General features: G+C 64.2%; 10 protein-coding genes and 1 pseudogene. 6 read left to right on the forward strand and 5 right to left on the reverse strand.

Features of this window, described 5'->3' with window-relative positions:
- A pseudogene (locus tag J9893_RS21705) lies at window positions 1–322 on the forward strand (integrase core domain-containing protein); the annotation flags it as partial.
- A gap of 71 nt (window positions 323–393) precedes the next feature.
- On the opposite strand, the gene J9893_RS12475 reads toward J9893_RS21705, so the two are convergent.
- The gene (locus J9893_RS12475; RefSeq protein WP_049832160.1) at window positions 394–1,587 is read right to left on the reverse strand and encodes a site-specific integrase; all 1,194 of its coding nucleotides are present in this window, start codon (window positions 1,585–1,587) and stop codon (window positions 394–396) included.
- 181 nt (window positions 1,588–1,768) lie between these two features.
- Between J9893_RS12475 and sbcB the strand changes: the two genes are divergently transcribed.
- A complete protein-coding gene (gene sbcB, locus J9893_RS12480) occupies window positions 1,769–3,196 on the forward strand; it encodes an exodeoxyribonuclease I (RefSeq protein ID WP_041212947.1) in 1,428 nt (475 codons plus the stop codon).
- A 148-nt stretch (window positions 3,197–3,344) separates the two neighbouring features.
- Window positions 3,345–3,851 carry a hypothetical protein gene (locus J9893_RS12485; protein WP_010674463.1) on the forward strand — a complete coding sequence of 169 codons (507 nt, stop codon included), beginning with the start codon at window positions 3,345–3,347 and terminating at the stop codon, window positions 3,849–3,851.
- Window positions 3,852–3,909: 58 nt separating this feature from the next.
- Here the strand turns inward: J9893_RS12485 and J9893_RS12490 are convergent, their stop codons facing one another.
- Complete coding sequence (locus tag J9893_RS12490; protein ID WP_210600554.1) at window positions 3,910–5,625, reverse strand: glycoside hydrolase family 36 protein; 1,716 nt, start codon at window positions 5,623–5,625, stop codon at window positions 3,910–3,912.
- Window positions 5,626–5,754: 129 nt separating this feature from the next.
- Here J9893_RS12490 and J9893_RS12495 point away from each other — a divergent pair, with 129 nt between their 5' ends.
- From J9893_RS12495 to cdd, 3 genes are all read left to right on the forward strand, one after another.
- Window positions 5,755–6,114 carry a CidA/LrgA family protein gene (locus J9893_RS12495; protein ID WP_210600555.1) on the forward strand — a complete coding sequence of 120 codons (360 nt, stop codon included), beginning with the start codon at window positions 5,755–5,757 and terminating at the stop codon, window positions 6,112–6,114.
- Window positions 6,111–6,797, forward strand: coding sequence for an LrgB family protein (locus J9893_RS12500; protein WP_041212945.1), 687 nt, complete (start codon window positions 6,111–6,113; stop codon window positions 6,795–6,797). Before J9893_RS12495 ends, J9893_RS12500 begins: the two co-directional genes overlap by 4 nt.
- A 226-nt stretch (window positions 6,798–7,023) precedes the next feature.
- Window positions 7,024–7,905, forward strand: coding sequence for a cytidine deaminase (gene cdd / locus J9893_RS12505; protein ID WP_010674459.1), 882 nt, complete (start codon window positions 7,024–7,026; stop codon window positions 7,903–7,905).
- Window positions 7,906–8,699: 794 nt separating this feature from the next.
- On the opposite strand, the gene J9893_RS12510 is transcribed toward cdd, so the two are convergent.
- The 3 genes from J9893_RS12510 to J9893_RS12520 form a co-directional block, all read right to left on the reverse strand.
- Window positions 8,700–10,364, reverse strand: coding sequence for an AMP-binding protein (locus J9893_RS12510; RefSeq protein ID WP_210600556.1), 1,665 nt, complete (start codon window positions 10,362–10,364; stop codon window positions 8,700–8,702).
- A gap of 99 nt (window positions 10,365–10,463) precedes the next feature.
- Window positions 10,464–10,742 carry a YfcL family protein gene (locus J9893_RS12515; RefSeq protein ID WP_010674457.1) on the reverse strand — a complete coding sequence of 93 codons (279 nt, stop codon included), beginning with the start codon at window positions 10,740–10,742 and terminating at the stop codon, window positions 10,464–10,466.
- Window positions 10,743–10,849: 107 nt separating this feature from the next.
- Window positions 10,850–11,965: an ATP-NAD kinase family protein gene (locus J9893_RS12520; protein WP_210600557.1), complete on the reverse strand. Its 1,116-nt coding sequence runs from the start codon at window positions 11,963–11,965 to the stop codon at window positions 10,850–10,852.
- Between the last annotated feature and the right edge of the window lie 112 nt (window positions 11,966–12,077).

The raw sequence follows: 12,077 nt of genomic DNA on the forward strand, positions 1-12,077 counted from the left end.
GCGCCCTGACCATCACCCCTACGAGCTGTTCCTGCAACTGGAGGGGATTGCGCACCGGACCACCAAGGTACGCAGGCCGCAGAGCAACGGCTTTATCGAGCGGCTACATCGCACCCTGCTGGATGAACACTTCCGTATCAAGGGGAGGACGACCTAGTATGAATCAGTGGAGCAGATGCAGACAGACCTGGACAGCTATCTGGATCACTACAACACCCAGCGGCCACATCAGGGCAGGATGATGGAGGGTCAAACCCCCTACAGCATGTTCAAAAAGGGTCTGAAATTGATACCGAAGGAAGTGCGCACTAAAGTAGCGTAAACAAGACACCGGTTTGAGGCCGGTGTCAGGTGATAACTAGATCTGTACACCAGCCACTGCGCTGGATCAAATCACACATCATGGCCTGGATTGACAGCCACAACCGGATCAGTGGCAACGCCTAGCTCCCGCTGGATCACTGTCCACCAGCGCTCATAGGCAGCCGCTTGATCCTCAAGCCAGTCATGTTTGTTGTAAACAGCCATCACGCCAAGCAGGGTGTGCCCCAGCATCACTTCGGTGATATGGGGCGACACCCCCATTTCCGATAACCGGGTCGACAGCGTTCGACGAGCATCATGAATCCGCCAATGGGGGATCCCCAGGCTGCTGCGCAAGCGGCTCACCAGCCGATTGCACGAGTGGATCTCCAACGGCCCATTCCCCTCCCCCTGACCTGGGAACAGATAGACCGGGTCCACCGACGCCATCGCGGCTCGTTCGAACAGTTGTTTGCCCACCGATGTAATGGGGCGGCGGATAGGCCTGCCGGTCTTGCTGATCTCCGCCGGCACAGTCCAGACCATAGACTCGAAATCCAGGTCCTGACGCTTGAGCGTTCTGGCCTCGGAAAGCCTGCACCCATAGACCAGGCAGAGCAGATGAATCACCTTGTTGCCGGTGCCAGCCCGGCTGGCCTCGATGGCCCGCCAGATCTTCGCAACCTCTGGCACCGTCAACACCCGGTGACCGGTCTTGGCGGGAGCGCCTACATCCCTGGCCCGCAGACTCATCATGTTGGGCATATAGATCGTGCCGCGGCGAGCATGCCAGTTGAAGCACGCCTTCAATGCCGTGATCACAGCCCGGGTTACCCCTGGTGCCCGCTCACTGATGGCATCGAAATAGCTCAACCACATGTCCATGGTGATCTGGTTGATTGGCCGGTCAGGCAAGCGGTTCTTCACTGACGAGAAGGTATAGCGATAGTATTTCTGGGTGCCTTCTCGGCACTCCCGCATCACGTACTTCTCGAACCACTCATCAAACAAGGCTGCAGGCGTAGGCTCATCGCCCGAGGCACTGATCGGCGCAACACCGCTTTTGAGCTCATCGGCCTTTATCCGGGCCTCTCGCAAGGTCAGAGCCGGGTACCGACCAAGAGAGGTCCGAACCCGCTTCCCGTCGACCACATGCCGAACCTGGAACGCAACCACCCCCTTCGGTGAGACCCGGACACTCAACCCATCACCGTCGCTCACTTCGCTCGGGCCAGCATATGGTTTACCATTCACCCCTCGAAGCCAGCTATCTGATAACGCCATTGCTACCCCATTAAAATTTTGTACCACTCTCATGGGGTGTTTTGTACCAGATAATGTACCAGCAGGCCATTGAACAACGTCAGGTTTGGGTGAACGATGAAAGTGTCTTCGGAATTTGCACCTCACCAGAACAGCACTAAACCCTGAAAAATCAATCAGAAGCGCGAACATACAAGAACACATGAGCACATCAGCGAAGCAGACCACCCAGCCCACTTACTACTTCCACGACTACGAGACCTTCGGCATCAGTCCGGCCAAAGACAGACCGGCGCAGTTTGCGGGCATTCGCACCGACGGGGATTTCAACGTCATCGGCGAGCCGCTGGTGATTTACTGCAAGCCGCCGGCGGATTACCTGCCGGAGCCGGAAGCCTGCCTCATCACCGGCATCACGCCGCAAAAGGCGATGAAGGACGGCCTGTGCGAGGCGGACTTCATCCGCCAGATCCACGCAGAGTTCGCCACCCCGGGCACCTGCGTGCTCGGCTACAACAGCATCCGCTTCGATGACGAGGTGACCCGCTACACCCTCTATCGCAACTTCTATGACCCCTATGCCTACGCCTGGCAGAACGGCAACTCCCGCTGGGACATCCTCGACATGCTGCGGGCCTGCTACGCCCTGCGCCCGCAGGGGATAGAGTGGGCGTTTGACGACGAGGGCAAGCCGAGCTTCAGGCTGGAGAAGCTCACCGTCGCCAACGGCGTGGCCCACGCCAACGCCCACGATGCGCTCTCGGATGTGCTGGCCACCATCGAGATGGCCAGGCTGGTGAAAAAGGCTCAGCCCAAGCTCTTCGAGTACCTCTTTGATCTTCGCAACAAGAACAAGGTGAAGGCCCTCATCGACGTGGTGACCATGAAACCCCTGGTGCACGTCTCCGGCATGTTCTCCCCCTGGCAGGGGTGTGCAAGCTGGGTGTCGCCGCTCGCCTGGCACCCCACCAACCAGAACGCGGTGATCATGGTGGATCTGACCCGTGACCCCACTCCGCTTATCGAGCTCTCCTGCGAGGAGATCCGCGAGCGCCTCTACACCAAAAAAGAGGAGCTGGGGGATCTGGCCGGCATTCCGGTCAAACTGGTGCACATCAACAAGTGCCCGGTGCTGGCCCCGGCCGCCACCCTGACGCCGGAGCGGGCGGACGAGCTGGGCATCAACCGGGCTCAGTGCCGCAAGAGCCTGGATCTGCTGCGGGCCCACCCCGAGGTGCGGGAAAAACTGGTGGAGGTGTTCAACCAGGAGTTTGCCGGCAGCAATGACGGCGACCCCGACACCCAGCTCTACGCCGGTTTCTTCGGCCACGGCGACAAGTCCACCATGGATCTGGTGCGCGCCACCCCGGCGGATCTGCTGGGGGAGCGGGAGTTTGCCTTCACGGATCCCCGTCTGCCCGAGATGCTGTTCCGTTACCGCGCCCGCAACTGGCCCCACACCTTGAGCGAAGCGGAGCAGAAGCGCTGGCGCCTGCACTGCAGCGACTACTTCAGCCGCCGTCTGCCGGATTATGTGCCGCGCCTGGAAGCCCTGGCGGAACAGAACCAGGGGAACGAACGGAACTTTGCGATTCTAAAGAGTCTCTATCACTACCTTGAAAATCTATGAGATGTGAGCCGTTTCACAGTTAAAAACCGATGCGTTTCCCCGGCTCGCGACATAATGGGCAGGGAGCCCAAGCTCCTGATAGTGTGAATATTTAGATGCGCTGACGGCATGGATGCCGTGCTTTCGACTGTTGGGGAACTCTCGTTTTATGCGTTCAGCTCTGCCTGCTTTGACACTCGTCGCCTGTGCCCTGCTGCCCCAGGCCGCCCTCGCTGGCGCCCGGTTCGAGGTGCCAGACTACCTCTTGCGCCTGCCGGAGCAGACCTACCGGCTCATCGAGCACAACTTCAGCACCCTCTACCAGCAGACCGACTTCACCCCGCAAATCACCAACAGCTATTTCAACCACTCGGATCTCTACCGCTTCGCCGGCATTCCCCTGGCCATCACGCCGCAAAACGGCTTCCAGATGGAGGTGTTCGGCCAGCTCTACAACAAGTCGTCCCAGATCTATGCCCAGATGAGCCAGGATCTCTCCCTCTATCGCACCCTGCGGGTGGACATGATGGGGGATCAGAGCGACGAGATCGCCATCGGCATGGGGCTCGGCATCCCCCTGACAACTCGCCTCACCGTCAAGGCGCTCGCCTCCAGCAACGAGATCCCGGGCTATGGCTCCGCCAATTACGCCATCGGGATGGAGTGGCACTTCTAGAGACCATTTCGCCACATAAAAAAGGCTCCCGAGGGAGCCTTTTTGCAGTGCAACGCCATCAGGGGTAGCGGATCACCGCCCCCTGCCCCCCTTGCAGCACCAGGGGGCTCCCCAGGGGCGTCTCGTCCCAGAAGTCCGTGCCCCCCGGCGTCAACGGGAACTCGCAGGCGTGCTCCCCCCAGTTGAACAGGCAGAGCAGCTCGCCGCCCCCGGGCAGCGCCACCCGCCCGCGCTCGAATGCCATCCCCTCGAAGCGGGCCGCCGGGGTGCGCGCGGCGCACAGGGCGAGCAGCTTGCCAAGGCGCGCCCCTTGCGCCTCGTCCAGATCCTGCAATCTGTCCCCCGCCAGCACCATGCCACCGCTCGCCACCAGGGCGGCCAGGTGGAAGTCGTACTCGGCGCGGCTCCCGTGCTGGCCCGGGATATCCCGCAGGCAGACGCAGTCGGGGTCCAGCACCCAGAGCCGCTCGTGCTGCCAGGCGCGGCAGAAGGCTTCTCGCGCTATCTGGCGAAAACGGGGGCCCTGGCGCTCCACGTCATCGCTCACCCGCATGCCGTGCACCAGGCCGAGGCTCGGCCACAGCGGCGCATTGCAGCCGAGCAGGAAGGCCCCCTCCCCGGCGCCGCGCAGGATGGCGGCCATGCCGCGCCGATAGGCCTCCACCCTAGTGGCGGCGGGGTCGTGGAAGCGACCACCGTGGATGGCCCCCCAGAAGTTGGCATCGAGCTTGAAGTAGTGAATGCCCCACTGGGTACGCAGGGTGCGAAATACCTGCTCCAGGTGCGTCTGCACCTCGGGGTGGGTGCCATCCAGCACGTACCAGGGGGTGCAGCGCCAGCCCCCGTAGGTGACCCGCTCCGAGGGGAGCGGCAGGCCATCCTCCCCTTTCACGAACCAGTCAGGGTGCTGCTGGAACACTCGGGAGCCGGGCTCGGCGATAAAGGGGGCGACCCAGAGCGCAGGCTCGCAACCGGCGGCGCGGATCTCCCCTGCCAGGGCCGCCACTCCCTCCTCGAACTTGGCGGAAGGGGTGAGCCAGTCCCCCATCCTGGCCTGATAGCCATCGTCTATCTGCACGTAGCGCAGGGCCGGGAAACGCTCGGCCCGCACCGCCAGGTTCTCGCGAATGTCCGCCGCGCTCACGTTCGCGTAGTAGTGATACCAGGAGCACCAGCCGCTCGGGCGCGTGGGCACCTCCCCCACCAGGGAGCCGTGCTCGGCGGCGATATGCTGCGCCAGCGTCGCGAGCAGGGCCTCCCTGTCCGGCCCCTCCAGGCAGATCAGCGCCTCGCTCTGCCAGTACGCACCCGGCGCCAGGGTGCGCCCTTCGGTGTTCATCACGATCTCGAGGCGCCCGTCGGGATGGAGGCGAAACTCCCCGCCAAAGCGCTGGCAGCTCGCAAAGGCCAGCAGCAGCCAACCCCCCTCCTGCGCCACCAGCAGCAGGTTGTGCACCGTGTGGTAGCCATGGTCGGCGGTGATGCGATAGACAGACGCATCGGGGCAGCGGCCCAGGTGCTCGGGGGCGTTCCAGCGTCCCCCGGTCTGGGCCAGCATCTGGAATCCCTCCCCGTAGATGGCCGCGTCGGGCGCAAGTCCGAGATCCCCCTCAAACAGCCGCCAGTGGTGGACGGCCTCGGACTGCTTCCCGGTGTTGTCGAGCCTCACCCGGCAAAGCGGCCCCTCCCACTGGCGGGTTTGCAGCAGGGTGTCAGGGAGGGCGGGATCGGCGGGCAGTTGGCGCAACCGGGCCAGGAGAGAGGGGGTCGACATGGGAACTCCTTCTTGTGAATGGGGTTGAAGCCGGGCCATTGTATCCCCTGCGGGCCAGTTGACCCTGTTCCCTCCCCCCCGTGCCTGTTAAACTGCGACCTTGCTCACACTTGCCAAGATGAGGCCCCCGTGCTGCTGCAACGCACCCTGCGCTACCTTCGTGATTTTCTGGTCATCATCGCCTGTCTGCTGGCAGGCAAGGCCGTGACGGCCATCCTGCCCTTCGCCTTCCCCGGCAGCATCATCGGCATGCTGCTGCTGTTCGTGCTGCTCTCCTTGCAGATCGTCCGCTTCTCCTGGGTCGAGCTGGGGGGCGGCCTGCTGCTGCGCCACATGGGGGTGCTGTTCGTGCCGGTGGCGGTGGGCCTGGTGGCCTGGCTCGAGCCCCTGCGCCAATCCTTCGGTCTCATCATGTTCTGCGTCGTGCTCGGCATCGTGCTCATCCTGGGCGCGGTCGGCCACCTCTATCAAAGGATGAACAAGCCATGATCCTCTGGTTCGCCCTGCCCCTCACCCTGGCCCTCTATTTCATGACCCGGGCCCTCTACCGCCGCCTGCCCTGGCCCGTCATCAATCCGGTGCTGATCCCCACCGCCGTCATCATCGGCCTGCTGCTCTGGCTCGATCTGCCTCTGGATCAGTACCAGCAGGGGGCCTCACCCCTGACCGCCCTGCTGGAACCCGCCGTGGTGGCCCTGGCCCTGCCGCTGTACCAGCAGGCGCGCCAGATCCGCGACAAGCTCACACCCATCCTGGCCTGTACCCTCACCGCGGTGCTCATCTCGGTCTGCACCACCCTGGGGGTCGGCCACCTGATGGGGGCGGATCCGGCGCTGCTCGCCTCCATCGCCACCAAGTCCATCACCACGCCGCTCGCCATGAGCGTCAGCCAGTCCCTCGGCGGCATTCCCGCCATCGCCGCCGCCGTGGTGGTGGTGGTGGGGATCCTGGGGGCCCTGGCGGGCTACCCCCTGCTCAAGCTGATGCGGGTCACCGACCCCGAGGCTCAGGGGCTCGCCATGGGAGCCTGCGCCCACGCCATCGGCACCGCCGCCTCCGCCGAGCAGGGGGTGACCCAGGGCGCCTTCTCGTCGCTGGCCATGGTGGTGTGCGGCGTGCTGACCGCGGCCATCGCCCCCCTGCTGTTCGCCCTCTACCACTGGCTGACCTGATCCCCGTTGCCATGGCCGCCCTTGCGGCCATGGCCTCTGTGCCCTTTCACCGTTTCCATCCGATACCCTCGCCTCCCTGATGCCGGGAGCTGGCGCACAGATTGCGAAAGACAAACGTTTCCTTTACCATCCCCGCCCCTTTACCCATCAAGGCGTGAGCGCGCTCACACAATTCGCCGCGCTTGCTCCCTACAATGGCCCCCCAATTGGCCTTTGAGGACACAGTATGCATCCCCGCTTTGCCAAGCCATTCGAGACCCTTTCCGCCCCGCTCCAGGCCGCCCTGCTGCCCATGCTGGGGGACGATTTCCAGGCCCGTTTCACCCCGGACCAGGTCGCGACCCTGAAAGCCGCCACCGGGCTGGATGACAGGGCCCTGCGTCTGGCCTTGCTGCCGCTGGCGGCCGCCTGCTCGGTGGCCCCCATCTCCAGGTTCTTCGTCGGCGCCATCGCCTGCGGCCTGAGCGGCACCTGGTACTTTGGCGCCAACATGGAGTTCGCGGGCCAGGGGCTGTTCCACTCGGTCCACGCCGAGCAGTCCGCCATCTCCAACGCCTGGCTGGGTGGCGAGACCGGGATCTCCGAGATCACCGTGAACTACACCCCTTGCGGCCACTGCCGCCAGTTCATGAACGAGCTGAGCACCGCCAAGACCCTGAAGGTCTCCCTGCCGGACGATCTTAGCGAGCTGCAATCCTTCCTGCCCCACTCCTTCGGCCCCGCCGATCTCGAGATCACCGATGCCCTGATGAGCCCCCAGGCCCATGACGAGCTGGTGCTCGAGAGCGACGACCCCCTGTGGCAGGCTGCGCTCGCCGCCGCCCGCCAGAGCTATGCCCCCTACAGCCAGGGCTATGCCGCGGTGGCGCTGCAGTTCGAGGACGGGCGCATCTTCTGCGGCCGCTATGCCGAGAACGCCGCCTTCAACCCGAGCCTGCCGCCGATGCAGATGGCCTGCGCCCACGCTGTGCTGGGTGGCGAGGATCTCGCCACCGTGCGCCGCGCCGTGCTGCTGGAGAGCAAGGATGGCCAGATCAGTCAGCGGGATTCGGCCCAGTCCACCCTGAAGGCCCTGGGCTCGGTCGAGCTTGAGTACAAAGCCGTCTGACCCCGGCATCCACCAACGGGAAGGGGAGCTGCGGCTCCCCTTCTTGCTCTCTGCGGCTCTCATCCTGCCCCTCACCCCCTTTCTCTGCGCCTCTGGCGCCGTGCATCAGATGCCCCCCTGCCCCATGTGAGAGCGACCTCCCTCCGATGACCTTATTGGCAGACCTCCTCTGCGGTAGCGGGAAGCCTAGGTTAAGGGGTCAAGACCCCGCCCTCGCCTCTTGCGGCCCCCGTGTGTGACCCCAAGATGCATTCGCCCAGCCACTGGGATCACCCCTCTCCATGGATTTTGCAAATACCTTTCCCTGCCTGTTCCCCCGACGCGGGGCCGTATGGCCGCGGCGGGAAATATCGGGAAAGGGATAAATACCCCGTCCCCGCCCCTGGCGGCCCCCGTGTGTGACCCCGAGATGCATTCACCAAGCCACTGGGATCCCGCCTCTCCATGGATTTTGCAAATACCTTCCCTGCTTGTTCCCTCGACGCAGGGCGGTATGGCGGCAGCGGGAAACGTCGGGGAAGGGGTCAATGCCCGCCCCCGCCCCTGGCGGCCCCCGTGTGTGACCCCAAGATGCATTTGCCAAGCCACTGGGATCCCGCCTCTCCATGGATTTTGCAAATACCTTTCCCTGCCGATTCCCCCGACGCGGGGCGGCATGGCGGCGGGAAACCTCGGGTAAGGGGTCAATGCCTCAGCCCCGCCCCTGTCGGCTGCTTCCCCCTGAAATACAGCGGGGGAGCCACTGGCTCCCCCGACTGTCATTGATGTGGCCCATATGGCGGCGCCGGTCCCTGTCAGGACTCCCACAGGATGCGCTGGCTGCCGGACCAGCGCTCGCCGATGTCCGCGTATTTTTGTTCCAGCAGGTGGCGGCGGATCTTCATGGTGGGGGTCAGCACCCCGTTCTCGATGTTCCAGGGGCTCTTGACCACCAGGATGCCCCGCAGGCGAGCATGGGATTCCAGCTTGTCGTTGACCCGATTGAGGGCAGCCTCCAACTGGGCCTCCACCCCGGCCTTGTCCCCCTTCATGGCGCTCTCGGCGAGCTGCACCAGGGCGACCGGCTGCGGCATGCCGTAGCCGATGACGCAGAGCTGCTCGATGATGGGCTCCTGCCCGAGCATCCCCTCGATGGGCACCGGGGCCACGTACTTGCCCTTGGCGGTCTTGAAGACGTCCTTCATGCGGCCGGTGATGGTGAGGTAACCCTCCCGGTCCAGCTTGCCCATGTCACCGGTGTGCAGCCAGCCCTCGGCGTCGATGGCCTCTGCACTGTGCTCGGGATCCTTGTAGTAGCCCACCATCATGCCGCCGCAGCGACAGAGGATCTCCCCCTCGTCGGAGATCTTGATGGTCACCCCGGGCCCGGCCTTGCCGACGGTGCCTATCTTGTCCGCCCGGAACGGGTAGTTGAGAGTGGAGTAGGCGTGGTTCTCGGTCATGCCCCAGGCCTCGGTGATATGGATGCCGATGCTGTGATACCACTCCAGCAGCGCCGGGGCCACCGGCGCCGAGCCGCAGCCCAGCACCCGCGCCTGATCCAGCCCCAGCCCCTTTTGCAGCTTGCTCTTGATGAGGTTGGAGACGAGGGGGATCTTGAGCAGCAGCGCCAGCTTTTTCTGGGGCAGCTTCTCGTGGATCTTGATGCGGAACATGGCCCAGAGCCGCGGCACCGAGATGAAGACGGTGGGACGGCAGCGCTTGACGTCCTCGATGAAGGTGTCGAGGGATTCGGGGAAGGCGATGGTGGCACCGCTGAACAGGCTGCCGCCGTAGATGTAGACCCGCTCGGTGATGTGGGCAAGGGGCAGGTAGGAGAAGCCGCGATCCTCGGCGGTGAGGGAGACCGCCTCCACCAGCTTCTCGCAGGACCAGGCGTAGCGCTCCACGCTCAGCATGGCCCCCTTGGGCTTGCCGGTGCTGCCGGAGGTGTAGACCAGGCTCAGCAGGGCATCCGGCGCCTGCACCGGGCTGTCCGGGATGGGGTCGTATTGCGCCAGCAGATCGTCCCACTGGTGGGCGGCCGGCATGGTGTCGTAAGGCAGGGCGATACGCAGCAGATCCCCGGGCACCCCCGCCTCCTGGCTCTTCCAGTCGTCCAGCTTGCCGACGAAGATCGCCCTGGTTTCGCTGTGACGCAGCACGTATTCGATGGTGTCGACGTTGGCGGTGGGGTAGATGGGCACGCTCACGTATCCCCCCATCTGCATCGCCAGATCGGCAATGAACCACTGGGCGCAGTTCTTGGAGAGCAGGGCCACCTTGTCACCGGGCACCAGGCCCAGGGCGCGCAGTGCCGTCACCATGCGCCGCGCCTCGTCGGCAACCTCACCCCAGGTGAAGTCGACGTATTCGCGGTGGATGGTCTGACGCAGATAGATTCGGTCGGGACACTGCCGCTCCCAGTGATAGAGCATCTCGAGCGGCAGTCTGGTGGCAATGCGTGAGGTGGAGGCCATGGTTTAATCCCTGAAACAAAAGGCGAGCCTCATTATTAACCTTTTGATAACACTCAGGGAAGCAGATTACTTAAACTTGTGTTTGAACTGCGAATGGGATCAAGCTTCCGCCTGGGCCTGCAGACGCTTCCACATCTCCTGCACCAGCACCTCGTCCTGCTCGGAGAGCTCACCCTGCAAGATGGCCTCGTTCAGGCTGCGCAGCACATAGCTCTTGACGTCCCGCACCAGGGTCTTGCCCTCCAGCTCGGCGCGCGCCACCGCAAGGGAGATGTGCCCTCGCAGATAGCCACCCGCAAACAGCTCGTCTTCGCTGGCCGTGGCGACCATGGCGTCGATCAGTCCCAACAACTTGTGTTCAAAATCGTGAATCGTCATTTAACGCAGCCTCATTTCCGGGGTTGCCGGCAAAAAATTCGGGGAGTGGAACCGCGATCCGGTTGATCGCGGCTCTCTGGCGCCAGGCCAGCCGCATCCTTGATGTCCTATTCCGGGTTGGCCACCGGGTAGATGACCTGATCCTTGTATCCCGTGGTTATGCGCAGATAACCACTCAACGACCGGTTCAGTGCCGGATCGTCGGTGTCCACCAGCAGCGGACGGCCTTCTAGCGCCGCCAGCTTGGCTTTGGTGGCGAGCACCTGGATATGCTCGCGCCCGACGGCCCGGATCACGTCTGGACTCAATTGCTGATTTCCGCGCCCGAACAGATGTCCCTGACCGCCGATCAGGGTGATGATCAGACGGCAGCGACGGCCGCGGATCCGGGTCAGGATCTCGGCGGCGCTGAGATCCTGCCCGATAAGCCGGCCATTTTCCACCAGATCCACACCGAGCAAGGTATTTTCCAGACCCAGCTCCCCCATGCAGGCGGCCACCGTGCTCCCCGACCCCATCAGGTAGAGGGTATCGGGCTCCATCTGCTCCACCACGCCAGCGGCGAGATCGGCGAGCACCAGCTCCTCGGACTCCCGTCCCCCCTGCTTGACCGCCTGCACGTAGCGCAGATCACCGGGCACCAGCAACTGGCCGTAGTGGCGGGCGCGCACCTTGCCGGCGCGAAACGCCTCCTCGTCGATGTCCATCACCTCCGCATCCACCAGGCTCAGGAGCTCCCCTGCGATCATTCTGGCCGCCACCCGGCCGCTCGCCGCCGGCGTCACCCCGTAGACCCCGGAGTGGATTTTGCACCCCGCCGGGATGCCGAGCACATGGCAGGACTCCCCCACCGCCGCGCAGATGTCACGGGCGGTGCCATCGCCACCGGCGAAGAGCAGCAGATCCACCCCGGCATCGCGCAGGGCCAGGGCGGCGGCCCGGGTATCCTCGGCGCTCGTCTGCGCCCCGGCAGGCCGATGGACGATGCGATGGGGCAGCCCGAGCTCTGCGGCAAGCGTCTCCCCCATCTCACCGGCCACCGTCAGCAGCTCGAAGGGGGTGGTCAGCTCGCACAGGGGCAACAGGGCCTGGCGGGCCCGCTCCCGGGCCTTGGGGACGGCCCCGCGCGCCAGCGCCTCGGCGACCATGCCGTCACTGCCCTTGAGACCGACGGCCCCGCCGATGCCGGCGACGGGGTTGATGATGAGCCCTAATCGAAACATGTTTCCCTCCTGTTGGATCGCCGCCATTTTTATCTTTTCCCGCCACTGGGACAAGCCATGACCCCCTGCTAAAATGCGCGGCTTCTACCTCAATCACTGTTCAACCAAGGTT

Origin of the sequence: Aeromonas sp. MaB10011B (assembly GCF_017939325.1) — a bacterium.
Lineage (GTDB): Bacteria > Pseudomonadota > Gammaproteobacteria > Enterobacterales > Aeromonadaceae > Aeromonas > Aeromonas caviae.

What these genes read in the sequence shown, in the direction of transcription:
- J9893_RS12475 (WP_049832160.1), bottom strand. Translation starts at nt 1,587, where the DNA reads ATGGCGTTATCAGATAGCTGGCTTCGAGGGGTGAATGGTAAACCATAT.
- J9893_RS12485 (WP_010674463.1), top strand. Translation starts at nt 3,345, where the DNA reads ATGCGTTCAGCTCTGCCTGCTTTGACACTCGTCGCCTGTGCCCTGCTG.
- cdd (WP_010674459.1), top strand. Translation starts at nt 7,024, where the DNA reads ATGCATCCCCGCTTTGCCAAGCCATTCGAGACCCTTTCCGCCCCGCTC.
- J9893_RS12490 (WP_210600554.1), bottom strand. Translation starts at nt 5,625, where the DNA reads ATGTCGACCCCCTCTCTCCTGGCCCGGTTGCGCCAACTGCCCGCCGAT.
- J9893_RS12520 (WP_210600557.1), bottom strand. Translation starts at nt 11,965, where the DNA reads ATGTTTCGATTAGGGCTCATCATCAACCCCGTCGCCGGCATCGGCGGG.
- J9893_RS12510 (WP_210600556.1), bottom strand. Translation starts at nt 10,364, where the DNA reads ATGGCCTCCACCTCACGCATTGCCACCAGACTGCCGCTCGAGATGCTC.
- J9893_RS12500 (WP_041212945.1), top strand. Translation starts at nt 6,111, where the DNA reads ATGATCCTCTGGTTCGCCCTGCCCCTCACCCTGGCCCTCTATTTCATG.
- J9893_RS12515 (WP_010674457.1), bottom strand. Translation starts at nt 10,742, where the DNA reads ATGACGATTCACGATTTTGAACACAAGTTGTTGGGACTGATCGACGCC.
- sbcB (WP_041212947.1), top strand. Translation starts at nt 1,769, where the DNA reads ATGAGCACATCAGCGAAGCAGACCACCCAGCCCACTTACTACTTCCAC.